This window comes from Blattabacterium cuenoti (genome assembly GCF_014252335.1).
Classification (GTDB): domain Bacteria; phylum Bacteroidota; class Bacteroidia; order Flavobacteriales; family Blattabacteriaceae; genus Blattabacterium; species Blattabacterium cuenoti_AL.
In genome coordinates this window covers 366,218-392,901 of sequence record NZ_CP059218.1, presented here as the reverse complement: position 1 = coordinate 392,901, position 26,684 = coordinate 366,218, and the positions used below count along the sequence as shown (strand labels likewise).

30 protein-coding genes and 1 other RNA gene are annotated in these 26,684 nt (G+C 23.1%); 26 read left to right on the top strand and 5 right to left on the bottom strand.

What is annotated here, in order from left to right; translation table 11 throughout:
- Positions 1-141 precede the first annotated feature (141 nt).
- Positions 142-453, top strand: coding sequence for a hypothetical protein (locus H0H37_RS01895; protein ID WP_185882282.1), 312 nt, complete (start codon positions 142-144; stop codon positions 451-453).
- Here H0H37_RS01895 and fsa read toward each other — a convergent pair.
- Positions 446-1,111: a fructose-6-phosphate aldolase gene (fsa, locus tag H0H37_RS01890; RefSeq protein ID WP_185882281.1), complete on the bottom strand. Its 666-nt coding sequence runs from the start codon at positions 1,109-1,111 to the stop codon at positions 446-448. The two genes, H0H37_RS01895 and fsa, sit on opposite strands and share 8 nt — an antisense overlap.
- Before the next feature lie 72 nt (positions 1,112-1,183).
- On the opposite strand from fsa, the gene H0H37_RS01885 reads away from it, so the two are divergent.
- Both H0H37_RS01885 and obgE read left to right on the top strand, forming a co-directional pair.
- Positions 1,184-1,834: an adenylate kinase family protein gene (locus tag H0H37_RS01885; protein WP_238785476.1), complete on the top strand. Its 651-nt coding sequence runs from the start codon at positions 1,184-1,186 to the stop codon at positions 1,832-1,834.
- A complete protein-coding gene (obgE, locus tag H0H37_RS01880) occupies positions 1,831-2,808 on the top strand; it encodes a GTPase ObgE (protein WP_185882280.1) in 978 nt (325 codons plus the stop codon). Before H0H37_RS01885 ends, obgE begins: the two co-directional genes overlap by 4 nt.
- Positions 2,809-2,818: 10 nt before the next feature.
- On the opposite strand, the gene clpX is transcribed toward obgE, so the two are convergent.
- Both clpX and ffs read right to left on the bottom strand, forming a co-directional pair.
- Positions 2,819-4,066, bottom strand: a complete 1,248-nt coding sequence (gene clpX, locus H0H37_RS01875; protein ID WP_185882279.1) for an ATP-dependent Clp protease ATP-binding subunit ClpX — start codon at positions 4,064-4,066, stop codon at positions 2,819-2,821.
- A 94-nt stretch (positions 4,067-4,160) separates the two neighbouring features.
- Positions 4,161-4,261, bottom strand: an RNA gene (gene ffs / locus H0H37_RS01870) — signal recognition particle sRNA small type.
- Between the two features lie 87 nt (positions 4,262-4,348).
- On the opposite strand from ffs, the gene H0H37_RS01865 reads away from it, so the two are divergent.
- Complete coding sequence (locus tag H0H37_RS01865; protein ID WP_185882278.1) at positions 4,349-5,977, top strand: CTP synthase; 1,629 nt, start codon at positions 4,349-4,351, stop codon at positions 5,975-5,977.
- Between the two features lie 13 nt (positions 5,978-5,990).
- Positions 5,991-7,694: a YidC/Oxa1 family insertase periplasmic-domain containing protein gene (locus tag H0H37_RS01860; protein ID WP_238785475.1), complete on the top strand. Its 1,704-nt coding sequence runs from the start codon at positions 5,991-5,993 to the stop codon at positions 7,692-7,694.
- A 4-nt stretch (positions 7,695-7,698) separates the two neighbouring features.
- Here H0H37_RS01860 and H0H37_RS01855 read toward each other — a convergent pair whose 3' ends face one another.
- Positions 7,699-8,478, bottom strand: coding sequence for a biotin--[acetyl-CoA-carboxylase] ligase (locus tag H0H37_RS01855; protein ID WP_185882277.1), 780 nt, complete (start codon positions 8,476-8,478; stop codon positions 7,699-7,701).
- A 75-nt stretch (positions 8,479-8,553) separates the two neighbouring features.
- Between H0H37_RS01855 and rsfS the strand changes: the two genes are divergently transcribed.
- The 3 genes from rsfS to H0H37_RS01840 are packed head-to-tail and all read left to right on the top strand — an operon-like array spanning position 8,554 to position 11,697.
- Entirely contained in the window at positions 8,554-8,883 is a 330-nt protein-coding gene (rsfS, locus tag H0H37_RS01850) for a ribosome silencing factor (RefSeq protein WP_185882276.1), read from the top strand.
- A gap of 35 nt (positions 8,884-8,918) precedes the next feature.
- A complete protein-coding gene (gene ftsH / locus H0H37_RS01845; protein WP_185882275.1) occupies positions 8,919-10,871 on the top strand; it encodes an ATP-dependent zinc metalloprotease FtsH in 1,953 nt (650 codons plus the stop codon).
- 16 nt (positions 10,872-10,887) lie between these two features.
- Positions 10,888-11,697, top strand: coding sequence for a phosphatidate cytidylyltransferase (locus H0H37_RS01840; RefSeq protein WP_185882274.1), 810 nt, complete (start codon positions 10,888-10,890; stop codon positions 11,695-11,697).
- Positions 11,698-11,770: 73 nt separating this feature from the next.
- On the opposite strand, the gene dnaK is transcribed toward H0H37_RS01840, so the two are convergent.
- Positions 11,771-13,723: a molecular chaperone DnaK gene (gene dnaK, locus H0H37_RS01835; protein ID WP_185882273.1), complete on the bottom strand. Its 1,953-nt coding sequence runs from the start codon at positions 13,721-13,723 to the stop codon at positions 11,771-11,773.
- A gap of 167 nt (positions 13,724-13,890) precedes the next feature.
- Between dnaK and rplM the strand changes: the two genes are divergently transcribed.
- The 18 genes from rplM to rplP all read left to right on the top strand — a co-directional run bounded on the left by rplM (position 13,891) and on the right by rplP (position 26,682).
- Positions 13,891-14,325: a 50S ribosomal protein L13 gene (rplM, locus tag H0H37_RS01830; protein WP_185882272.1), complete on the top strand. Its 435-nt coding sequence runs from the start codon at positions 13,891-13,893 to the stop codon at positions 14,323-14,325.
- 4 nt (positions 14,326-14,329) lie between these two features.
- The gene (rpsI, locus tag H0H37_RS01825) at positions 14,330-14,710 is read left to right on the top strand and encodes a 30S ribosomal protein S9 (protein WP_185882271.1); all 381 of its coding nucleotides are present in this window, start codon (positions 14,330-14,332) and stop codon (positions 14,708-14,710) included.
- A 460-nt stretch (positions 14,711-15,170) separates the two neighbouring features.
- Positions 15,171-15,833, top strand: coding sequence for a 30S ribosomal protein S2 (rpsB, locus tag H0H37_RS01820; RefSeq protein ID WP_185882675.1), 663 nt, complete (start codon positions 15,171-15,173; stop codon positions 15,831-15,833).
- A gap of 13 nt (positions 15,834-15,846) precedes the next feature.
- A complete protein-coding gene (tsf, locus tag H0H37_RS01815; RefSeq protein WP_185882270.1) occupies positions 15,847-16,659 on the top strand; it encodes a translation elongation factor Ts in 813 nt (270 codons plus the stop codon).
- Positions 16,656-18,212: a 2,3-bisphosphoglycerate-independent phosphoglycerate mutase gene (gene gpmI, locus H0H37_RS01810; RefSeq protein WP_202985176.1), complete on the top strand. Its 1,557-nt coding sequence runs from the start codon at positions 16,656-16,658 to the stop codon at positions 18,210-18,212. Before tsf ends, gpmI begins: the two co-directional genes overlap by 4 nt.
- A complete protein-coding gene (map, locus tag H0H37_RS01805) occupies positions 18,209-19,045 on the top strand; it encodes a type I methionyl aminopeptidase (protein WP_185882269.1) in 837 nt (278 codons plus the stop codon). Before gpmI ends, map begins: the two co-directional genes overlap by 4 nt.
- Before the next feature lie 6 nt (positions 19,046-19,051).
- Positions 19,052-19,435, top strand: a complete 384-nt coding sequence (gene rpsL / locus H0H37_RS01800) for a 30S ribosomal protein S12 (protein ID WP_185882268.1) — start codon at positions 19,052-19,054, stop codon at positions 19,433-19,435.
- 5 nt (positions 19,436-19,440) lie between these two features.
- A complete protein-coding gene (rpsG, locus tag H0H37_RS01795; RefSeq protein ID WP_185882267.1) occupies positions 19,441-19,926 on the top strand; it encodes a 30S ribosomal protein S7 in 486 nt (161 codons plus the stop codon).
- A gap of 2 nt (positions 19,927-19,928) precedes the next feature.
- Entirely contained in the window at positions 19,929-22,010 is a 2,082-nt protein-coding gene (fusA, locus tag H0H37_RS01790; protein ID WP_185882266.1) for an elongation factor G, read from the top strand.
- Positions 22,011-22,033: 23 nt separating this feature from the next.
- A complete protein-coding gene (gene rpsJ, locus H0H37_RS01785; protein ID WP_185882265.1) occupies positions 22,034-22,339 on the top strand; it encodes a 30S ribosomal protein S10 in 306 nt (101 codons plus the stop codon).
- Positions 22,340-22,357: 18 nt separating this feature from the next.
- Positions 22,358-23,026, top strand: a complete 669-nt coding sequence (gene rplC / locus H0H37_RS01780) for a 50S ribosomal protein L3 (protein ID WP_185882264.1) — start codon at positions 22,358-22,360, stop codon at positions 23,024-23,026.
- Positions 23,023-23,661, top strand: coding sequence for a 50S ribosomal protein L4 (rplD, locus tag H0H37_RS01775; protein ID WP_185882263.1), 639 nt, complete (start codon positions 23,023-23,025; stop codon positions 23,659-23,661). The genes rplC and rplD overlap by 4 nt, the downstream gene beginning before the upstream one ends.
- Positions 23,662-23,669: 8 nt before the next feature.
- Positions 23,670-23,984, top strand: coding sequence for a 50S ribosomal protein L23 (locus H0H37_RS01770; protein WP_185882262.1), 315 nt, complete (start codon positions 23,670-23,672; stop codon positions 23,982-23,984).
- A gap of 12 nt (positions 23,985-23,996) precedes the next feature.
- Entirely contained in the window at positions 23,997-24,821 is an 825-nt protein-coding gene (gene rplB / locus H0H37_RS01765; RefSeq protein WP_185882261.1) for a 50S ribosomal protein L2, read from the top strand.
- A 13-nt stretch (positions 24,822-24,834) separates the two neighbouring features.
- Positions 24,835-25,122 (top strand): 30S ribosomal protein S19, encoded by a 288-nt coding sequence (rpsS, locus tag H0H37_RS01760; protein ID WP_185882260.1) that lies wholly within the window; start codon positions 24,835-24,837, stop codon positions 25,120-25,122.
- Positions 25,122-25,526: a 50S ribosomal protein L22 gene (gene rplV, locus H0H37_RS01755; protein ID WP_185882259.1), complete on the top strand. Its 405-nt coding sequence runs from the start codon at positions 25,122-25,124 to the stop codon at positions 25,524-25,526. The genes rpsS and rplV overlap by 1 nt, the downstream gene beginning before the upstream one ends.
- A gap of 2 nt (positions 25,527-25,528) precedes the next feature.
- Positions 25,529-26,248 carry a 30S ribosomal protein S3 gene (gene rpsC / locus H0H37_RS01750; protein WP_185882258.1) on the top strand — a complete coding sequence of 240 codons (720 nt, stop codon included), beginning with the start codon at positions 25,529-25,531 and terminating at the stop codon, positions 26,246-26,248.
- A gap of 11 nt (positions 26,249-26,259) precedes the next feature.
- Positions 26,260-26,682 carry a 50S ribosomal protein L16 gene (rplP, locus tag H0H37_RS01745; protein ID WP_185882257.1) on the top strand — a complete coding sequence of 141 codons (423 nt, stop codon included), beginning with the start codon at positions 26,260-26,262 and terminating at the stop codon, positions 26,680-26,682.
- Positions 26,683-26,684 lie beyond the last annotated feature (2 nt).

The following is a 26,684-nucleotide window of genomic DNA, read 5'->3' as shown; positions in this document are numbered from 1 at the left end:
TAATAAAAATATATCTATAGCTAAAACTAATGCTAATAAAAACATAATAACAGATACAGATCAAAAAGTATCAACAAGACAAAAAATCACTAATAATTTATTACAATTAATAAATTATATTTTAAAAAAAATATTATAATAATGAATTTTGATATATTTACTGCACCTTTAAATACAGAAACTGTTGATCGTTCAAGTTTAGAAAATCAATCAGGTAAAAATATATATGAAACTATATGTATTTTAGATCAAGTATCTAAAAATATTGATAAATATATTAAAGCAAGTTTAGATAAAAAATTAGAAGAATTTCATTTTTTAGAAAAAAATACTTTAGAAGAAACTGTTGAAAATAAAGAACAAATAGAATTATCTAAATTTTATGAAGCACTACCAAAAGCTACATCTATAGCCATTCAATATTTAATACAAGGAAAATTAAAAATTAATTAATTGTATTATTATAATCTTCTAAAAAATTATTTAATCCCATATCTGTCATAGGATGATAAAAACTTTTTAATAATATATTTAAAGGTGAAGTGACTGCATATACACCAAGTTTTGCACATTCTACAATATGTATTGGATTTCTAATAGAAGCAACTAAGATTTTAGTTTTAAAATTATAGTTATTATAAATATTTTTAATCTCTTTTATCAAAGATATTCCATTATATGCAATATCATCTAATCTTCCTAAAAATGGAGAAACATATGTGGCTCCTGCTTTTGCTGCTAATATTGATTGTAATGGAGAAAATACTAAAGTACAATTAGTTTTAATGCCTTTTTGATATAAGTATTTTATAACACGGAGTCCATCTTGAATTATGGGCACTTTAACTACAATTTTTTTATCTAAATTAGATAATTCTTCTCCTTCTATAATCATATCCTTATAATTTGTACTAATAATTTCTGCACTTACATTTCCATTAATATTATCTAATAAATTACAAATAGATATATAATGATTATAAATTATTTGTTTATTAGATAAATTTTCTTTTGCAATTAAAGATGGATTAGTAGTGACTCCATCTAATATACCTAACATTTTTGCTTTTTTTAATTCTTTTAAATTAGCTGTATCTATAAAAAACTTCATATAACATGCAATTTTTGTAAATCAAATAGATAATAAATTTCTGTAAATTTATGAATAAAAAATTATGTTTAATTGTTTATTTTAATATTAAATAAATACTTTATTTTATTTCCAATTTTAAATTATTTAGATACAAAAGATGTTTCTATGCGACATATTATATTCTTTGGTCCACCTGGATGCGGAAAAGGAACTCAAGGTCAAATTTTATCGGAAAAATTTGGATTTATACATTTATCTACAGGAAATATATTTAGAAATCATATTTTGAATCAAACACCACTTGGAAAAGTGGTATTTGATTATATTAATAAAGGAATTTTAGTACCAGATCAAATTACTACAAATTTATTGAAATTAGAAATTAAAAAATATATTGGATCTACAGGAATTATTTACGATGGATATCCAAGGACCAAACATCAAGTAATTTCTTTAGAAAAAATATTAAATTATTTTTCTTTAGGAAAAATTAATATTATTTTTCATTTTGAGATCAATACAAATTGTTTAATAAAAAGATTATTAAAAAGAGGTAAAATAAGTAATAGATATGATGATATTAATATTAAAACTGTTAAAAAAAGAATAGAAGAATATGATAATGAAACATCCTATATTTGGAATGATAAAAAATGGAAAAAATATATTGTTAAATTAAATGCTTCTTATTCTATTAATAATATATCTTTTTTTATAGAAAAAGAAATTATTAATCTATGACCAATCATTTTATAGATTTAATAAAAATTTTTTGTAAAAGTGGCAATGGTGGAATTGGTTCAAATCATATTAAAAAAGGGAAAAAAATTAAAAAATGTATTGCAGATGGAGGATCTGGAGGAAAAGGTGGTAATATTATTATTTTAGGTACCTCACATTATCGTACATTTGCTCATTTAAGATTTCAAAGACATTTTATAGCAGAATCTGGATATGCAGGTGGAAAAAATAATAAAACTGGATTAAATGGAAATGATTTATATATTAAAGTTCCTTTAGGAACAATAATTAAAGATAAAAATCAAAATATATTAGCAGAAATTATTTTTAATAATGAACAGACAATTTTATTACAAGGAGGATTGGGTGGAAAAGGTAGTAAACTTTTAAAAAAACCAACTATAATTAGTTTATTATATGGAATACAAACTGTAGGAACTTGGTTAACATTTGAATTAAAAATATTAGCAGATGTTGGTATTATTGGATTTCCAAATGTAGGAAAATCTACATTACTTTCTGTAATAACTAATGCTAAACCAAAAATAGGCAATTTTTCATTTACTACTACACAACCAAATTTAGGTGTAGTAAAATATAGATATGAATCATATATCATAGCTGATATTCCAGGTATAATACAAAATTCTTATAAAGGAAAAGGATTAGGATATGTGTTTTTAAAACATATAGAAAGAAATTCTATTTTATTATTTTTACTTACTTCTGAAAGTAAGAATTTTAAAATAGAATATTCTATATTATTAAATGAATTAAATAAATTTAATCCAAAATTATTAAATAAAAAAAAATTAGTTGTTATATCGAAATCTGATTTAATTACAGATAATTTAATTAGACAAAATATAGTCAATATTTTGAAAGAAACAATTATATTTATTTCTTCTTTTACAAAAGAAGGAATTTTAAAATTAAAACATAAATTGTGGAAATTACTTCATGATAAAAATTAAAAAATATATGTTAATCATATTTAGATAATTCTTTAATCAGTAAGTCTTTATCTATGTTTAATATTTTGGTTCTTTTTTGTAATGTTTCAATATTAAATATCAAATCTAAAAATATTTTTTCACAAATATTTCTCAAACCTCTTGCACCTAATCCTAATTCTATAGTTTTTTCTACAATAATATCTAATGCTTCTTCTGAAAGATGTATAGATATTTGATCCATTTCAAATAATTTTTTATATTGTTTAATTAAAGAATTTTTTGGATCTGTTAAAATTTTTTTTAACATAGATTTATTTAATGGAGATAAATAAGTTATAATTGGGAATCTACCTATTAATTCCGGAATTAATCCAAAATTTTTTAAATCGTCAGATATAATTTTTTTTAAATAAAATTGTTTTTGATTTTGATGAGTTTGTTTATTATTATAAATAAATCCAATTGATGTTTGATTAATTCTATTATTAATAATTGTTTCTAATCCTTCAAATGTACCACCAGCTATAAATAATATATTATTAGTATTGATTTTGATCATTTTTTGATCTGGATGTTTTCTACCACCTTGTGGAGGAACATTAATTATGTCTCCTTCTAATATTTTTAATAAAGCTTGTTGTACACCTTCACCAGAAACATCTCTAGTAATAGATGGATTATTTTTTTTTCTTGCAATTTTATCTATTTCATCAATAAATATAATTCCTTTTTCTGCTCTATGAATATTATAATCAGCAGATTGTAATAATTTAGTTAAAATAGATTCTACGTCTTCTCCAACATATCCTGCTTCAGTTAAATTAGTAGCATCTGCTATTGCAAAAGGTAAATTGAGACATTTAGAGATACTTTTGGCCAATAATGTTTTTCCTGTACCTGTGTCTCCTATTAATAAAATATTTGATTTTTCAATGTCATCATCATTTTTTTTATTACAATCAAATTGAATTTTTTTATAATGATTATAAATAGCTACAGAAATTACTTTTTTTGCTATATCTTGATTAATAATATAATAGTCTAAAAATTTTTTGATTTTTTTTGGAATTTGTATATTAATTTTTTTATTTTTTTCCTCTTTATGATTATTGATTGTATGTTTTTGATCGGAAGATTTTGAAGTAAATTTTCTATGAATGATAGAATATGTTTTTTCTATGCAAGAATTACATATATTTCCATTAATTCCTGAGACAATTAAGGTAATTTCATTTTTTTTTCTTCCGCAAAAACTACATGTTAATAAATGATCCATATTAATAAATTATCCAATAATTATAAATATAAAGTTATAATGTTAGTAGTTGAATAATAAAATTACATAATTATTGAATATTGCTTTATAAAGAAAGAAGCAAGTAAACTACATCAAGTCGCTACAACCTAATTACCTTTGCTGTGTTCCCACCCTGGAGGATTTAATAGGGAGCTGACTACATAGTACTTGCTTCTAAATTGTTTTTTGCAAATATAAAAAAAAATTATAAATTATTTTATATATTTAGAAAATTCATTAAATTTTCATTTATGTTTCATTATGAAAACAAAATATATTTTTGTTACTGGTGGTGTGACTTCTTCTTTAGGAAAAGGGATTATTTCTTCGTCATTAGGAGTTTTATTAAAAAGTAGAGGTTATAAAATTACTATACAAAAATTTGATCCATATTTTAATATTGATTCTGGTACATTAAATCCTTATGAACATGGAGAATGTTTTGTCACATCAGATGGATATGAAACTGATTTAGATCTTGGTCATTATGAACGATTTTTAAATCAAATCACTACTCATAAAAATAATGTAACTTCTGGATTAATATATAAAACAGTTATAGATAATGAAAGAAAAGGTAAATATTTAGGTAAAACTGTTCAAGTTATTCCTCATATTACTAATGAAATTAAACGACGTATAAAAATTTTAGACAAAATTAAATATTATAATATTATTATAGTTGAAATTGGTGGAACGGTAGGAGATATTGAAATTTTACCTTATCTCGAAACTGTGCGTCAATTACAATGGGAATTAGGATATACTAATAGTATCGTTATTCATCTTACTTTATTGCCATATATATTTGCAACAGGAGAAATTAAAACAAAACCTACACAACATTCTATAAGAAATTTAATGGAAAATGGAGTTCAAGCGGATTTTTTAGTTTGTAGAACAGAACAACATATATCAAATAATATTAGAAAAAAATTATCATTATTTTGTAATATAAGTCCTACTCATGTCATTGAATCAATAAATACGAAAATTATTTATGATATTCCTAATTTATTACATATTCAAAATTTTGATAAAAAAGTTTTAAAAACATTGAATATATTGTCTTTAAAACAACCTAATTTAGATCCATGGAATAATTTTATAAAAAAATATAAAAATCCACAATATAAAATTACTATTGCTATAGTCGGGAAATATGTCGCATTACATGATTCATATAAATCAATTAAAGAATCATTAATTCATGCTGGAACTCATCAAAAAATATTTGTAAATATTAAATGGATTAATTCATATATCATTAAAACAAAAAATATTATTAAAATATTTCATGGTATTTCAGGAATATTAATCGCACCTGGATTTGGCAATAGAGGAATACAAGGTAAAATTTTAGCATCAGAATATGCAAGAATAAATAATATTCCTTTTTTAGGAATATGTTTAGGTATGCAAGTAGCAATGATAGAATTTGCTAAAAATGTTTTAAATAAACCAGATGCTGATAGCTGTGAAATAAATCCATATACAAAAGATCCAATTATTATTTTAATGAAAAATCAACAAAATATAAAACATAAAGGAGGATCTATGAGATTAGGAAATTTAAAATGTGTTTTAAAAAAAAATTCTAAAATATTTTCTATTTATGGACAAGAACAAATTATAGAAAGACATCGTCATAGATATGAATTTAATAATGTTTATTTAAAATTATTTACAAATGCTGGAATGACAATATCAGGAATCAATCCTGATACTGCTTTAGTAGAAGTTATAGAATTAGATAATCATATTTTTTTTATAGGTGTCCAATTTCATCCTGAATATAAAAGTACTATTATTAATCCTCATCCAATATTTCTTTCTTTTGTTAAAGAATCAAAAAATTATGTAAATCAACCATTACTTACCATTAAATAATTAAATAATAATTATGAATATGAATAATCAAAAAAATATTGATATTAATTCAATCATAGGTATAATTTTAATATTATTGATTATTATTCTTTTTAATTATTGGAATTATCCAGTAATTCATCATATTAATCATAAACCAAAAAATCATGTTAGTTTATTAAATAATAAATATAAAAATGATTGTTGTTTAGAAAATAATATGATTAAAATTGGAATTTCCAATTTAGGTGGAATAATAAATGAAGTTTTTTTAAAAAAATATAAAGCTTATGATATGAATACATTATCACATCAAAAACATTTATTTTTGATTAAAAATACTAGTTTATTTTATAATTTAATTGTTTTTGATAAAAAGAATCATCAAATAAATACGAAATATTTATATTTTCATCCATATTATTATATTAATAATGGAAATTATATTATGAAAATGAAAGCTCATAATCCATATGGGCCAGGTTCTATAGAATATATATATTCTTTAAAACCAAATAATTATAATTTAAATTTGATTATTAAAACAAATAATTTATATTATGAATTAAATAAACAGTCTCCTATTTATTTAAATATTGAACAATATTTATTGTCTTTAGAAAAAGATAGACATTGGGAAAATTTATATACTAAAGTTTATTATTCGTATAATAAAAATAAAAACAAAATAACTTATTATAATATTAAATCTTTATCTGAAAAAAATAATGAAAATAGACAAATAAATAATGTAAATTGGATTGCACATAAACAACAATTTTTTTCTTCTATTATTATTCCTCATAAACCATTAAATAATTTATTTATTTCATCTGAAAATGTATCTGCAGATAATAATAATTTATTAAAAAAAATTCAATCAAAAACTCTTTTTAATATTGCAAATATTAATCATATAGAAGAATTTAAGATTGCTTTTCAATTATATTTTGGTCCATTAGATTTAACATATTTACAACAATTTGAAAATAAAATAGAAAATATTATTCCATTTGGATGGGGCTTTTTGAAATTTATTAATAAATATTTTTTTTTACCAATTTTTATGTTGTTAGAACAAACTCATCTTAATTATGGTATTATTATTATATTAATGACACTAGTTGTTAAAATTATTTTAATTCCAATGACTTATAATCAATATAAGTTAAATATAATAATGAAAATTCTCAGACCACAAATTGAAAAATTAAATGTTAAGTTAAAAAATACACATCCTTTAGAAAAACAAAAAGCAATTCTGGAATTATATAAAAAAGCTGGAATTACACCATTATCAGGATGTTTTTCAACGTTATTTCAAATACCTATATTCTATTCTTTATTTAAATTTTTTCCAAATTTAATTAATCTGAGAGGAAAATCATTTTTATGGGTTGATGATTTAACATCTTATGATTCTATTTATCAATTACCTTTAACTATTCCCTTTTATGGAAATCATGTTAGTTTATTAACATTATGTTATTCAATAGTACTATTAATTTATACTAAATTAAATAATAATGATGTGATTCAAGATAAATATCATTATGAAGAACATACTTCAGATATTCGTATATTTTTATCTTATATAATGCCAGTTATTATGTTATTCTTTATTAATAGTTATGCTTCTGCATTATCTCTATATTATTTTATATCAAATATTATTAATATTGTATTATTATTTTGTATTAAAAAATATTTAACAAAAAAATATATATCAACATATTAATATTTTAAAATAAAAATTGAATATCATTTGTAGAAAAAATAAATAGTTTTTTATGTTTATTAACTTGAATAATTAAATGACCATATTTATTAATTTTTTGAATAATACCTTGTAAATAGTATGGTCTTATTTTATGATTGTGTCTTTTAATGATAAAACATGAACGTTGATTGCGTTTATACAAAAATGTATTATAATAATTAATTGCTTGTATTTTTTGATTAGATATTATATATAAATATTCTTTTTGTATAGAACTAATAATATTTAATAGTAATTCTTTTAAATTAAAATTTATTTTTAAATTTCTACGTAGTGATGATGTTTTTAATTTTGGATCAAATAAGATTTGATTAACATTTAATCCAATTCCTATAATTGTATAATTAATAGAACAAAATTTTATATTATTTTCTATTAAAATACCTCCTATTTTTTTATCATATAATATGATATCATTAGGCCATTTAATCCAACAATTATGAGTATAATTATATAAAATTTTATGAATTGCATTACATATTATAATATTATGTAAATATCCTGTAAATATATATGATATAAAATGAACTAATGATGATGTTAATATAATACTAAAAGTTAAATTTTTACCTTTTTCTGAATACCAATGATTATTTTTTGTTCCTTTTCCATGTGTTTGATGGATTACATTAATTATAGTCCAATTTGGTGTTCTTTTTGATATAATTTTTTTTGCATATTGATTAGTAGATCTAACTGTATCTAATTGAATTAAATGTATAGGCCAAATTAATTTATTCAAAATATTTTATTTAACAAAAATTAATTTAATTGAAAAACTTATTTTTGTTAAGCATAATATAAATAAAATTCTATTTTGCTATTAAAAGAAATTATAGAAGGAATTAAAATGGTTAAAGGAAAAGATATAACTATTTTAAATTTAAAAAAAAAACAACATTTTATTTGTGATTATTTTATTATTTGTAGTGGACAATCAACTAATAAAGTTCATGCTATTTTTAAATATGTGAAAAATATTATTATAAAAAAATGTCACAAAAATCCTTGTCATGTAGAAGGGGTTGAAAATAAACAATGGATTTTAATTGATTATATTACTATTGTAGTACATATATTTCAAGAAAAAATAAGATTGTATTATAATTTAGAACATTTATGGGAACAAAACACAAATTTGGATTAGTTTATGTTAGTTAACATAACAATTAAAGATCATTTATGATAAATAAAAAAGTAAAGAGTAAAAATAACTTTTTTTGGATATATATAATTATATTAACTATATTTTTATGTATTTTTTTATTTAAATATTCATTTTCTAATCCAATAAAAATTGATCAAGATACATTTTTTAATATCCTTATAAAAGGTAAAATACAAAAAATTATCGTTAAACATAAAGAAATAGTTCATGTTTATTTAAATAAAGAATTTTTACCACCTTATCATTATAAAAATTTTTTGAAAAATCATAGAAAATTTCTGAATCCATCTCTTCAATACGAATTTGAAATAGGAGATTTACAATTTTTTCAAAAAAAATTCGAAGATTATAAAAGAAAATATAAATTAAATACTTTAATTGATTTTAAAAATCAACAAGATTATACAATAACAAAATTTTTTTTTGATTATGGAATATTTTTATTATTATTGATCATTTTTTGGATTTTTATATTTCGTAAAATTGGTTCTTCTGGAAGTGGTCCAGGTGGTCAAATATTTAATATAGGAAAATCTAGAGCTAAATTATTTAATGAAAATGATAATGTAAAAATTACATTTAAAAATGTTGCTGGATTAGAAGGTGCTAAAGAAGAAGTACAAGAAATTGTTGAATTTTTAAAAAGTCCCAAAAAATATACTAAATTAGGTGGTACTATTCCAAAAGGAGCTCTTTTAATGGGACCACCAGGAACAGGAAAAACATTACTAGCAAAAGCAGTAGCAGGAGAAGCCCAAGTTCCTTTTTTTTCATTATCTGGATCAGATTTTGTCGAAATGTTTGTAGGAGTAGGTGCATCTAGAGTAAGAGATTTATTTGAAAAAGCTAAAGAAAAATCTCCTTGTATTATATTTATTGATGAAATAGATGCAATAGGTAGAGCTAGAGGAAAAAATAATATTGCTGGATCAAATGATGAAAGAGAAAATACTTTAAATCAATTACTTACTGAAATGGATGGATTTGGCACTCAAACTAATGTCATAGTATTAGCAGCTACTAATAGATCTGATATTTTAGATAAAGCATTATTACGTCCTGGACGTTTTGATAGAACTATTTTAGTTGAAACACCTGAATTAAATGAAAGAAAAGAAATCTTTAAAGTTCATTTAAAAAAATTAGTTTTATCAAAAACAGTAGATATTGATTTTTTAGCAAGACAAACACCAGGATTTAGTGGCGCAGATATAGCTAATATTTGTAATGAATCTGCATTAATTGCAGCTCGCAAAAATAGATCTAAAATTCAACATCAAGATTTTTTAGATGCGATAGATAGAATTATAGGAGGATTAGAAAAAAAAAATAAAATTATTAAACCTCATGAAAAAAAACGTATAGCATATCATGAAGCTGGACATGCAGCCATTAGTTGGTTATTAGAATATGCATCTCCTTTAGTCAAAGTAACAATTGTTCCTAGAGGTAAATCATTAGGCTCTGCATGGTATTTACCTGAAGAAAGACAATTAACTACTCCGGAGCAAATGAAAGATGAAATATGTGCTTTATTAGCTGGTAGAGGTGCAGAAGAAATTATTTTCAATAATGTTTCTACAGGTGCATTAAATGATTTAGAAAGGGTTACAAAACAAGTTCAATCTATGGTAGTAATTTTTGGATTAAATGAAAAAGTAGGTAATATTTCTTATTACGATTCTACTGGACAAAATGAATATTCATTTTCTAAACCTTATAGTGAGAAAACTGCACAAACTATAGATGAAGAAATATTTAAAATTATTACAGAACAATATAATAGAGCAAAATATTTATTAAATAAGAATAAAGATAAACTTTCTATGCTTGCTAATGAATTGTTAGAAAAAGAAGTAATTTTTAGAGAAGATTTAAAAAAAATTTTTGGAGATAGACCATTTTCTGATAATGAAAATGGTATAGACAATGTATTAAAAATAGTAAATAATAATTATTTATCTTAATCAACAATGTATTATAATGTATTATAAATTTAACTCTGAATTTATTATAAGATTATTAACAGGAATAATTTATATATTATTAATATTTTTTGCTATTGAACAAGGAGACAAATTATTTAGAATTTTAATGATGATATTTTCTTATATTTGTTTTTTTGAATTATTAATAATTTTTAAAATATATATTAAGTTAATTCAATCTTCGTTATATATTTTAATATGTCCAATATTAATTGATTTAATAATTTCAAAAAAATTATACATAATTTTTTTTATTATATATTATATATATATAATGTTTCAATTGTTTTGTTTAAAATGTTCTTATAAAGAAAAAATTAATCAAATCATTCATGTCCTATTTGGATTATTTTATATTATCATTCCTTTTTATTTATCTACTATTATTTATTCTAATTTTGATCATGGGAAAGACATTATTTTGAATACTTTTCTTATGATTTGGACTAATGATACTTGTTCATTTATAATTGGCAAACAATTGGGAAAAAATATAATTTCTATATCAATATCTCCTAAAAAAACTGTAGAGGGAGTTTTTGGAGGAATGTTATTTTGTTTTATATTAAGTTTATATATACAAATATGGTGGTTAGATATTGAGTGGATTTTTTTATCTATTGTTATTTCTATATTTGCTACAATAGGTGATTTTATAGAATCAATAATTAAAAGATCTTATAATGTTAAACATTCTGGCATATTATTTCCTGGACATGGAGGATTTTTAGATCGATTTGATAGTTATATTATAGTTATACCAATTATTACAATCATTTTTTTTATTAAACATTTAATCATCTGATAATAAATACATAATCAAATACTAATTCAACAAATATAAATTAGAAGAATTAGTATTTTTATATAAAGATTAATTATTTAACTTCTTCAAAATCAACGTCTTGTACATTATTATTGTCTTTATGTTTATTATGATTTTCTTTATCTTTATTAGATGTATTAGAAGATGTATTAGAAGATGTATTAGAAGATGTATTAGATGTTGTATTATGTGTATTAGAATTGGATGTATTTTTATAAATATCTTGTGATGCTTTGATCCAAATATCATTTAATTTTTTTGTATAAATATCTATGTCATGCAAATTTTTTTTTGCATGTGCATTTTTTAATTCTTTTAAAGAATTTTGTATTTGTGTTTTATGAGATGATGATAATTTTTTATCATGTTCTTTTAATTGTTTTTCTATTTGAAAAATTTGATTATCTGCTGTATTTAATTTGTCTATTTCACTTTTAATTTTTTCATCTTGTTTTAGATTTTTTTCTGCATCCTGTTTCATTTTATCAATTTCTTCTTGATTTAAACCTGAAGATGTTTCTATACGTATAGATTGTTTTTTACCAGTTCCTTTATCTTTTGCAGAAACATTAAGAATTCCATTAGCATCAATATCAAAACTTACTTCTATTTGAGGTGTACCTCTTGGAGCTGGTGGAATATCAACTAAATCAAATCGTCCAATTTCTTTATTATCCTTAAACATTGATCGATCTCCTTGTCCTACTCTAATAGTAACAGCAGCTTGATTATCTGCAGCAGTAGAAAATACTTCTGATTTTTTAGTTGGAATAGTAGTATTAGAATCTATTAATTTGGTAAATACACCACCTAAAGTTTCAATTCCAAGAGATAATGGAGTCACATCTAATAATAACACATCTTGTACATCTCCTGCTAATACACCACCTTGTATAGCTGCACCTATAGCTACAACTTCATCTGGATTAACTCCTTTAGATGGTTTTTTGTTAAAAAATGATTCAACTCCTTCTTGTACTTTTGGTATTCTTGTAGATCCACCTACTAATATTATTTCATCTATATCTTGACTTGTAAGTTCTGCAGATTTCATTGCAGTTTCACATGGATGAATAGATCTGTGTATTAATTTTTCTGATAATTGTTCAAATTTAGATCTTGTTAATTTAATTACTAAATGTTTTGGTCCTGAATTTGTTGCAGTAATATATGGTAAATTAATTTCTGTTTGTGTTGATGAAGATAATTCAATTTTAGCTTTTTCAGATGCTTCTTTTAAACGTTGAAGTGCCATTGGATCTTTTCTTAAATCTATTTTTTCTAATGAATAAAATTCATTAGCTAAATAATCAATAATTACTTGATCAAAATCATCTCCACCTAAATGAGTATCACCATTAGTAGCAAGTACTTCAAAGACACCATCTCCTAATTCAAGAATAGAAACATCAAATGTTCCACCTCCTAAATCATATACTACAATTTTTTTGTTTTGTTTTCCTTTATCTAATCCATATGCTAATGCTGCTGCAGTAGGTTCATTAATAATTCTTTCAACTTTTAATCCAGCAATTTCACCAGCTTCTTTAGTAGCTTGTCTTTGTGCATCATTAAAATATGCTGGAACAGTAATCACTGCTTGATTTACTGTATGCCCTAAATAATCTTCTGCAGTTGTTTTCATTTTTTGAAGAATCATAGCTGATATTTCTTGAGGAGCATATAATCTAGTTTCTATCTTCACACGTGGAGTATTATTACCACCTTTTACCATTTGATACGGAACATATTTTAATTCTTCTGTAATTTCTGAATACATTCTTCCCATAAATCTTTTAATAGAAAAAATAGTTTTTTTGTAATTTGTTACAGATTGTCTTTTAGCAGGATCTCCAATTTTTCTTTCACCACCCTCTACAAATGCTACTACAGAAGGTGTAGTTCTTTTTCCTTCTGAATTTGGAATTACTACCGGATCATTAATTTCCATTACAGATACACATGAATTTGTTGTTCCTAAATCAATTCCTATAATTTTACTCATATTTATTTTAAGTTTTTTGAATTTATCCTTAATGTTTCAATACTCCAATCATTATGCCATAATATATTACATGTTAATACTTATGTTAATAAATAAAAAAATTATTTTTTATATGACAAAAAGTCATTTAATTTTATTTTTTATATTAATTTACAAAATTATAAAAAATGGATTCTTTAAGTTTTAAAACTACATATCATATCAATCAAAAAACATGGATCATTATAGATGCGAATGGTCAACAATTAGGACGATTATCCTCGATAATAGCATTAAAAATAAGAGGTAAACATAAACCTAATTTTTCTCCACATTTAAATTGTGGTGATCATGTCATTGTTATTAATTCTTCTAAAATAGAATTATCTGGTAATAAATGGATGTGTAAAAAATATATTCATTATACAGGATATCCTGGAGGACAAAAAACTATTTTAGCGAAAAATATTTTTAAAAAAAATCCTTGTTTATTGATATATAAAGCGGTATGGGGAATGTTACCAAAAAATAGATTAAGAAAAAAATTAATAAAAAATCTTCATATATATTCAGGTGAAATACATAAACATCATCAGTTAAATATTAAATCTTTAAAAAAATAAAAATATGAAAATTCACGCTATAGGTAGAAGAAAAAGATCATTGGCTAGGATTTATTTACAATATGGAAATGGAAAAATTATTATTAATTCTATAAATTATAAAAAATATTTTTCAAAATATACTCAAAATAAAATTTTACATCCATTTCAACTTTTCGATTATAATAATAAATTTAATATTGATATTAAAGTTATTGGAGGTGGATATAATGGGCAAGCAGAAGCAATTTCTTTAGCAATTTCTAGAGCTCTTTGTATGTTAGATACAAATCATAAAGAATTATTAAAAAAATATGGATTATTAACTAGAGATTCTCGTGAAGTAGAAAGAAAAAAATTTGGACAAAAAAAAGCAAGAAAACAATTTCAGTTTTCAAAACGTTAATTTTATAATTATGGAAATAGAAAGAAATAATCAATCAACAAAATCAGAAAAAACAAAAGATATCAATAATGTTATTAATAAAAAACAAAAAGAACCAATACAATTAGAAAAACAAATCAATAATATTATTCCGAAAATAAATAATGAATCAACAAAATCAGAAAAAACAAAAGATATCAATAATGTTATTAATAAAAAACAAAAAGAACCAATACAATTAGAAAAACAAATCAATAATATTATTCCGAAAATAAATAATGAATCAACAAAATCAGAAAAAACAAAAGATATCAATAATGTTATTAATAAAAAACAAAAAGAACCAATACAATTAGAAAAACAAATCAATAATATTATTCCGAAAACAAATAATCAATCAATAACATCAGAAGAAAAAATCAACAATATTATTATTGATAATAATATAAATATTCCAAGAATAACAGGTACGAAATTTAATATGATAGATTTATTAAAAGCTGGAGTTCATTTTGGACATGTTGCAAGAAAATGGAATCCGAATATGAGCCCATTTATATTTATGAAAAAAAAAGGAATTCATATTATAGATTTATCAAAAACAATTATTAAGTTATATCAAGCATGTAAAGAATTAATAAAAATTATATCTTTTGGAAAAAAAATTTTATTAGTAGGGACTAAAGCACAAGCTAAAGAAAAAGTTATGTTTTATGCAAAAATTTTAAATATGCCATGTGTTACAGAAAGATGGTTGGGTGGATTATTAACTAATTTTTCTACTATTCGTAAATCAATAAAAAAAATGAATAATATAGAAAAAATGAAAAAAAATGGAACTTTTGATACGTTATCCAAAAAAGAACGGTTATTAATAAACAGAATATATTCAAAATTATATAAAAATTTAGGTAGTATTTCTTCAATGAATCAATTACCAGGAGGAATATTTTTAATTGATCCATATAAAGAAAAAATTGCATTATCTGAAGCTATTAAATTAAAAATTCCAATTTTTGCAATGATAGATACTAATACTAATCCAAATAATATTCAATTTCCAATTCCATCTAATGATGATTCTTCTAAATCTATTAATTTAATTTTACAAATTATTACAAACATAATTGTTAAAAATCAATAATTTACAAATAATTATGACAATAAATATTGATCAAATTTATAAACTAAGAAAAAAAACTGGAATAGGTATTTTAGATTGTAAAAATGCTCTTATTAAATCAAATGGACATTTTGAAGAAGCAATTATATTTTTAAGAAAAAAAGGTAAAAAAATTTATTTCAAAAAATCATTAGATGACATAAAACATGGAGCCATTATATCGATTACTAATCAAAATAAAAATATTGGTAATATTATTGGATTAAGTTGTGAAACAGATGCTTTATCTACAAGTCGAGAATTTATTTTTTTTTTAAAAAAAATTGCTAATATATCTTTATGTTATAATAATAAAGAATTTTTTTTGAATAAAATTAAAAATTTAATTTATGATCAAATTGCAATTACTAGTGAAAAAATAGAATTAAAAATTTTTGAACAAATTCATTCTCCATGTGTATTACATTATACTCATTATTACAAAATAGCTACTTTAGTTGGATTTTTATCTACAATAAAAACAGAAGAATATAATAAATATACTAATGATCTTAAAAATATAGTTCTTCATATTACTGCAATGAATCCAATTTCTATAAATCAAAATGATTTTCCAAAATCATTAATTAAAAAAGAATTAGAAATTATTAAAGATCAAATCAAAAATGAAAATCAATCAGAAACTATTAAAAATTCAATGATTTCTGGAAAAATTAAAAAATTTATAATGAATAATACATTGATAAATCAAAAATATATTAAAAATACTAAAATTACTATTCAAGAATATTTAAAAAATTTTAAACATATACAAATTAATAATTATAAAAGAATTAGTATTTCATGAGTAGTAATATAAAAAAAATAATGTTGATGATTTTAGATGGTTGGGGGATTTCTAATCCAGAAAATGTTGATGTTTCCGCAATAGAACAAGCTCAAACTCCATTTATAGATTTTTGTTATCGTAAATATCCATCTATTAATATACATGCATCAGGACAATATGTTGGGTTACCTTATAATCAAGCCGGTAATTCAGAAGTAGGCCATATACATTTAGGATCTGGACGAAAAGTCACACAAAGTTTAGAAAAAATTAATTTAGCAATAAAAAATAATCATTTATCATATGACATTGATCCTATTTTAAATTATGTTTCATTTTATAAAAAAAAATTACATTTTATTGGTTTACTGTCTGATGGTGGAGTCCATTCTCATATAAATCATTTAATTTATTTACTTAAATTAGCAAATAATAAAAAATTATCACAAGTATTTGTACATGTTTTTACAGATGGTAGAGATTCGGATCCTAAAAAAGGTATTCTTTATATAAAAACTTTATTAGATGTAATGAAACAAACTGTTGGTCAATTATCTACTGTTATGGGAAGATATTATGCAATGGATAGAAATAATAAATGGGAAAGAACACAAATTGCATTTGATGCAATGGTACATGCTAAAGGGATTAAAACAAGAAATATTTTTGATTATCTTGAAAAATCTTATCAAGATGGTCATACTGATGAATTTTTATATCCATCTATTATAGTAGATAAATTGTATAATCCGATTTCTCAAATAGAAACTAACGATGTAGTTTTTTGTTTTAATTTTCGTCCAGATCGTTCAAAACAAATTACTGAATTATTCATTCAAGATAAACATAAATTAAATCTATATTATATTACTATGACTTCTTATTCATATGATTTAAAATATAAAAATGTACATGTTATTTGTAATCAAAAAAAGTTATCTAATACTTTAGGAGAAATATTAGCAAATGAAGGAAAAAAACAACTTAGAATTGCTGAAAGTGAAAAATATCCACATGTTACATTTTTTTTTTCAGGTGGGGAAGAAGCAGCTTTTATAGGAGAAAAAAGAAAAATTTGTTTATCACCTAAAGTTTCAACATATGATTTAGCACCTAAAATGAGTGCTAAAAAAATAGTAAATATGATTATTCCAGAATTAAATAGTCAAAATGCAGATTTTATCTGTTTAAATTTTGCTAATCCAGATATGGTGGGTCATACAGGAAATATGTTAAAAACTATAGAAGCTTGTGAATATATAGATAATTGTGTAAAAATATGTTATCAAATTGCAATGAAAAATATGTATTCTATAATTATTGTTGGTGATCATGGAAATGCAGATTATATGATAAATAAAGATGGAACTCCAAATACATCTCATACTACGTCTTTAGTTCCTTTTATTCTTATAGATCCAGAATATTATTTTATAGAAACAAAAGAAACAAAACATTTTTTAATAAAAGAACAATGTAGTTTATGTGATGTTGCTCCTACAATTTTACAATTAATGAATTTAAACGTTCCTAATATTATGAGTGGTCATTCTATAATTAATAAAATATGATACAATTAAAAACACTAGAAGATATTTTATTAATTAAAAAAAGTGCATTTTTAGCTTCTAAAACATTAGGACTATTAGCTGGAGAAATTAAACCAGGAGTAACATCACTTTATTTAGATAAAATAGCTGAAATTTTTATTCGTGATCATGGTGGACTTCCTGCATTTTTAGGATTATATAATTTTCCAAATACATTATGTGTATCTCCTAATAATCAAGTGGTACATGGAATTCCAAATAATGAACCATTATGTGAAGGAGATGTATTATCCGTAGATTGTGGTGTATATATGAATGGATTTTATGGAGAACATGCATATACTTTTGAAGTTGGAGAAGTAAAAAATCATGTAAAACAATTTCTAAATTGTTCTAAAAAATCTTTATATATAGGTATTGCTAATTGTACAACTGAAAATTATATTGGTGATATTGGTTATTCTATAGAATCTTTTATAAAAAATAGTGGATATTATATTGTAAAAGATTTAGTAGGTCATGGATTAGGAAAAAAAATGCATGAAGATCCAGAAGTTCCAAATTTTGGAATAAAAGGAAAAGGATTAAAATTACAAAATGGATTTGTTCTTTCAATAGAACCAATGGTTAATAAAGGAACCTCAGAAGTAATTTTTCATAAAGATGGATGGACAGTAACAACTAAGGATAATAGTATTTCCGCACATTTTGAGCATAATATTGCAATTTTAGATGGATATCCATGCTTACTTTCTACTTTTCGTTATATTTATGAAAAATTAAATATAAATTCTACAATTTTACAAGAAGAAAATCCGTTTCAAAATAAGAAAATTTATGTTAATCATATCTAATATTATATGCCAACAATACAACAATTAATAAGGAAAGGAAGAAATTCAATGTCAAAAAAAAGAAAATCTCTTGCATTAGGTTTATGTCCTCAAAAACGTGGAGTTTGTATTCGTGTGTATACAACTACTCCAAAAAAACCCAATTCTGCTATGAGAAAAGTGGCAAGAGTGAGATTTACCAATGGTAAAGAAGTTATTACTTATATTACGGGAGAAGGTCATAATCTGCAAGAACATTCTATTGTTCTTGTTAAAGGTGGTCGAGTGAAAGATTTACCAGGTGTAAAATATAAAATTGTTAGAGGAGCTCGTGATACTGCTGGAGTAAATGGTAGAAAAAAAAGTCGAAGTAAATATGGTGCTAAAATTACTAAAAATATAAATAAGTAATTAATATGAGAAAAATTAAGCGCAAACAAAAAATATATTTTCCAGATCCAAAGTTTAATGATCCATTGGTTACTAGATTTGTAAATCATTTGATGAAAAATGGTAAAAAAAATTTAGCTTATAAAATTTTTTATCATGCTATGGATAAAATTGATTCTATAAATTCTCATAAAGAGAATAATAAAACTGCATTAGAAATTTGGAAAGAAGGATTAAATAATGTTATGCCTCATGTAGAAGTTAGACATCGTCGTATGGGAGGAGCTAATATTCAAATACCCGTACCGATTGCACCTAAGAATAAAGTGACAAAATCTATTAAATTATTAATTACATCTGCTTATAAAAGAAAAAATGAAAAAACAATGTCTGATAAATTAGCAAGTGAAATTATAGATGCATTTAATTCACAAGGTGAAGCATTTAAGAAAAAAGAAAATATTCATAAAATGGCAGAAGCTAATAAAGCATTTTCTCATTTTAGATTTTAATTATGAGTAAAAATTTAAACTATACTAGAAATATAGGAATTGCGGCTCATATTGATGCTGGAAAAACAACGACTACAGAAAGAATTTTATTTTATACAGGTATTAATCATAAAATTGGAGAAGTTCATGATGGAGCTGCAACAATGGATTGGATGTTACAAGAACAAGAACGTGGAATTACAATTACTTCTGCTGCTACATGTTGTAGATGGAAATATCAAAATCATGAATATAATATTAATATAATTGATACACCAGGTCATGTTGATTTTACAGTAGAAGTAGAAAGATCTTTAAGAGTTTTAGATGGAATGATAGTATTATTTAGTGCTGTAGATGGTGTGGAACCACAATCAGAAACTGTTTGGAGACAAGCTGATAAATATTCTATTCCAAGAATAGCTTTTGTTAATAAAATGGATCGACAAGGTTCAGATTTTTTTAATGTTAGTGTACAAATTAAAAAAATATTAGGTGGTAATTCTGTACCATTACAAATTCCAATTGGATCAGGAGATAATTTTGTTGGAATAGTAGATTTAATAAAACAAAAAGGAATTATATGGAATGAGGAAAATTATGGATTAACATTTAAAGAAATTCCAATTCCATATAATATGAAAAAATTGGTAAAAATTTATTATAATAATATTATTGAATCATTGTCTGAATATGATGATAATATTATGGAAAAATTTTTATATGATCAAAATTCTATTTCTGAAGAAGAAATTATTTTTTCATTAAGAAAAAATACTATTAATATGAATATTATTCCTATTTTTTGTGGATCTTCATTTAAAAATAAAGGTGTTCAAACAATATTAGATGCTGTATGTATGTATTTACCATCACCATTAGAGGTAAAAAATGTTGTAGGTATTAATCCAATAAGTAAAAAAAAAGAGGTTAGAACACCTAATAATAATGATCCATTTTCTGCATTAGCATTTAAAATATCTAGTGATCCATTTGTAGGTAGATTAGCATTTTTTAGAGTGTATTCTGGACAAATTAATGCTGGATCTTATAGTTTTAATGTTAGATCTCATAATAAAGAAAGAATTTCTAGAATTTATCAAATGCATGCAAATAAACAAATTCCTATTAAAAGTATAGGAGCTGGTGATATAGCTGCTATTGTTGGATTAAAAACTATTAAAACTGGAGATACTTTATGTGATGAAAATTATCCAATATTATTAGAGAATATATCATTTCCTGAACCAGTAATTGGTTTAGCTATTGAACCAAAATTAAAATCTGATATTGATAAAATGAGTTTAGCGCTTTCTAAATTGATGGAAGAAGATCCAACTTTTCAAGTTAGAACAGATAGTTATACAGGACAAACTATTATATCCGGTATGGGAGAATTGCATTTAGAAATTATTGTGGATAGAATGAAAAGAGAATTTAAAGTAGAAGTAAATCAGGGGACTCCACAAGTAGAATATAAAGAAGCATTAACTATTGGTATTAAACATAGAGAAATTTATAAAAAACAGACAGGAGGTAGAGGAAAATTTGCTGATATATTATTTAAATTAGAACCAGGAGATTCTGGAACACATGGATTAGAATTTATTAGTAAGATAAAAGGAGGAAATATTCCAAAAGAGTATTTACCAGCTATAGAAAAAGGATGTAGAGATATGATGAAAAATGGTCCATTATTTGGTTATGAAATTGATAATGCTAAAATTACTATTTTAGATGGTTCATATCATGCTGTTGATTCTGATCAAATTTCTTTTGAAATAGCAGGAAAATTAGGATTTAAAACTGCTGCTAAAAAAACTAAACCCATTTTATTAGAACCAATTATGAAATTGGAAGTAATAATTCCAGAAGATAATATGGGTGATATTATAGGAGATTTAAATAAAAGAAGAGGAATGATTCAAAGTATGATTGATAAAAAAAATACAAAAATAATTAAAGCTATGATTCCATTATCAGAAATGTTTGGATACGTTACTGTATTAAGAACATTATCGTCTGGACGTGGAACATCCAGTATGGAATTTTCTCATTATGATTCTGTGCCAAATAATATTATAAATAATATTATAAATAAATAAATAATTAACATTAAATATTAAATATGGGGCATAATATAAAAATTAAGTTAAAATCGTATGATTATCATCTTTTAGATAAATCGGCAGAAAAAATTGTAAATTCAGTATTACCAACTGGGGTTATATTAAATGGACCTGTTCCATTACCTACGGAAAAAAAAATATATACTGTTTTACGATCACCGCATGTTAATAAAAAATCTAGGGAACAATTTGTATTACCTACTCATAAAAGATTATTACAGATACATAATGCATCTTCTAAAACAGTTGATGCTTTAATGAAATTAGAATTACCGAGTGGAGTAGAAGCAGAGATAAAAGTATAATAAAATAAATAATATAATATGTTACAATTAAAAGGATTAATAGGATTGAATTTAGGAATGACTAGTATTTTTTCTGAAAAAGGATATAATATTCCGTGTACATTAATAAAATTTGAATCATGTTATATTACACAAATTAAAACAATAGAAAAAGATGGATATGAAGCTATTCAATTAGGTGTGTTAAATAAAAAAATTAAACATACTAATAAACCTTTATTGGGTCATTTTCATAAATCAGGTATTTCACCAAAAAAAAAACTTATAGAAATTAGAAATTTTACTGTCTTAAATAAGACTACTATCAATAATTCTACTATAGATATTAAAGTTGGATTATGTATTAATATAAATCAATTATTCTCAGTTGGAGAATTAGTAAATATACAGTCTTTTTCTAAAGGAAAAGGATTTCAAGGAGTAGTTAAAAAACATGGATTTTCTGGAGTAGGTGAAAAAAGTCATGGACAGCATAATCGTTTAAGAGCACCAGGGTCAATAGGGGCTGGTTCTGATCCATCTAGAGTATTTAAAGGTAAAAAAATGGCAGGCAGAATGGGAAATAGAAAAATTACGATTAAAAATTTAAAAATATTACAAATTAATATAGACAAACAAATACTTATTATTAAAGGATCAGTTCCAGGAAATAAATATTCATATTTAATAATTAAAAAACAAAAATGAAATTAAATATTTTAAATCAACATGGAAATTTTACTGATAAAGAAATAGATTTTAAAGATATCATATTATCTACAAAATCTTATAATCATTGTATTTATTTAGAAATTAAACGATATCTTTCTGCACAACGTCAAGGAACTCATTCTGCTAAAAATAGAAGTAAAATTATTGGTAGTAATAGAAAATTACATAAACAAAAAGGTCTTGGTGGATCTAGAAAAGGAAGTATCAAAAATCCTTTATTTAGAGGAGGTGGTAGAATTTTTGGTCCTATTCCAAAAAAATATAATATAAAAAAAACCAATAAAATAACTAAACATTTAGTGAGACAATCTATTTTAAAATATAAATTGACAACAAATACAGTTTTTATAGTAGAAGATATTAAATTAACTAATCCTAGTACTAAAACATTAGTCAAAATTTTAGTTTCCATGAAACTAAATAATAATAAAAAATCATTAATGATTATTAATAATATAAACAATAATTTATATTTATCTTCTAGAAATTTACAAAATTTTAAATTATTATTAATAAATAATTTAAATAGTTATTTATTATTAAAATATTATTATATCATTTTTACTGAAAGTGCATTAATAAATGTATTTAATTTTTTCAAAAAAAAATAGATGATCATATGAATTTAATTATTAAGCCTTTTATATCTAAAAAAACATCTTTTTTTCAAGAAAAACATAGATGTTATACTTTTTTAATAAGATTAAATAGTAATAAAATTGAATTAAGAAAAGAATTAAATGAAATGTTTGGAGTAACAATTAAATGTATTAGAACGATGATTTATTATAAAAAAGATAAATCAAAATATACTAAAAAAGGATTATTACGAGGAAAAACTAATAAAGTTAAAAAAGCTATCATTCAATTACAAGATAATCAATATATTGATTTTTTATATAAACAAGATAATTCTAAAAATTTAAATAATTAATTCTGTTATGTTATGTCAATAAAAAAATTAAAAGCTATTACTCCTGGACAACGTTTTAGAGTTATTAATAAGTGTGAACAAATTACCAGAGATTTTCCTGAAAAATCTTTGATATTAGGTAAATATAAAACTGGTGGTCGAAATAATATGGGTAGAAGAACTATTAGATATTTTGGTGGAGGACATAAACAAAAATATAGAGTAATTGATTTTAAAAGAAGAAAATTTGGTATTTATGCAACAATAAAATCAATTGAATATGATCCTAATAGATCATCTTTAATTTCTCTTTTACATTATCAAGATGGTACAAAAAGTTATATTATAGCTATTGAAGGTTTTAAAATAGGACACAAAGTGATTTCTGGAACAAATATTCCTTTTAATATAGGAAATTCTTCATTTTTAAGAGAAATCCCATTAGGAACAAATTTATGTTGTATAGAACTATTACCTGGTCAAGGTGCTAAAATTGCTAGAAGTGCTGGTAATTATGCACAATTATTTGCAAAAGATCAAAAATATGCTACATTAAAATTTCCATCTGGAGAAATGAGAATGATTATGTTAGATTGTATGGCAACTATTGGTATAGTATCTAATTCAGATCATAAATTAGTAATGCTTGGTAAAGCAGGAATAAGTCGTTATTTAGGAAAACGACCTAGAACACGAGGTGTTGCTATGAATCCTGTGGATCATCCTATGGGAGGTGGAGAAGGAAAAGCATCTGGTGGAATACCTAGAAGTAGAAAAGGAGTTCCATCTAAAGGTTTTAGAACTCGTTCTAAAAATAAATATTCTAATAAATATATTTTAAAAAGAAGAAAAAAATAAATTGTTTAGTTGTATGCCTAGATCTTTAAAAAAAGGACCATATGTATATCATAAATTATATAAAAAAGTATTACAAAATATTAAATTAGGTAAAAATAAAATTATTAAAACATGGTCTAGACCTACTACTATTATTCCTGATTTTGTTGGACAAAGATTTGCTATTCATAATGGTAGAAAGTTTATAACTATATATATTACTGAAAATATGATTGGACATAAATTAGGTGAATTTGCACCAACTCGTACATTTAAAGGACATTCTGGTAGTCATAAAAATAAATCTAAAATTTCTACCTAATGAATAAAAAATTAGTAATTAATAAAAATTTGATAAATGAATCAACTAAAACTAAATGTATATGTTCTATTTTAAATGGTATAAGAATAGCTCCAAGAAAAATTAGATTAATAGCGAACATTATTAGATATCAACAAGTAGAAAATGCATTATCTATATTAAAATATACTAAAAAAAAATATATTTCTATTTGTTTAAGTAAATTAATTCTTTCTACAATATCTAATTGGAATAGAAAACATCATCATCATATAGATGATAATAATTTATTTATTATAAAAATTATGGTAAATCAAGGAAAAACGTTAAAAAGAATTCGTCCAGTTCCACAAGGTAGAGGACATAAAATAAGAAAAAAATCAAGTAATATTATTATATGTATAGGCAATCAAAATAGAAGATAATTATGGGACAAAAAACAAATCCAATTATGAATCGTTTAGGAATTATTACAGGATGGCAATCTTCTTGGTGTAAAAATTATAAAGAAAGAATTAAAGAAGATTTTCAAGTAAGAAGATATATAGAAGCTCGTTTTCCTAAAGGAATTATATCTAGAATTTTTATAGAAAGAACTATGAAATTTATTACTGTCACTATTAGAACTTCTCGTCCTGCAATTGTAATTGGTAAAGGTGGTGAAGAAGTAGATACAGTTAGAAAAGAATTAAAAAAAATTACTAAAAAAGAAATTCAAATTAATATCTCTGAAGTTAAACGTCCAGAATTAGATGCTTCTTTGGTAGCAAAAAATTTAGTAAAACAATTAGAAAATAGAATTTCTTATAAAAAAGCCATGAAAATATCTATTTTTTCTGCGATGAGAATGAATGCAAAAGGAATTAAAATTCAAATGTCTGGAAGATTAAATGGTGCTGAAATGGCAAGATGTGAATCTTATAAAGAAGGTAGAATTTCATTAGGGACTTTTCGTGCAGATGTAGATTATCATATGGCAGTAGCTCATACCGTATATGGAAGCATAGGAATTAAAGTGTGGATTATGAAAGGAGAAATATATGGTAAAAGAGATCTTTATCCATTATTTCGTTTAAATAAAAAACACAAATTAAATAAACAACATTCAATTTTTAATAGAAAAAAAAATCGTAATTTTTCAAAATGACAATATGATTTATGTTACAACCAAAAAAAACAAAGTATAAAAAAACACAAAAAGGACGTATACGTGGTAAGTCATATAATGGATGTTTACTTACTAGAGGTTTATATGGAATCAAGGCATTAGAATCTTCTTGGATAACATCTAGACAAATAGAAGCTGCACGTGTAGCGGCTACTAGATATATGAAAAGAGAAGGACAATTATGGATTAATATTTTTCCTGATAAACCAGCTACTAAGAAACCACAAGAAGTTAGAATGGGAAAAGGGAAAGGGCCTGTAGAATTTTGGGTAGCAGTTGTAAAAATGGGAAAAATATTATTAGAAATTGATGGTGTTAGTATGGTAATAGCTAAAGAAGCATTAAGATTAGCTGCTCAAAAATTTCCAATAAAAATGAAATTTATATATTCAAAAAAATATATAAATAATTAATT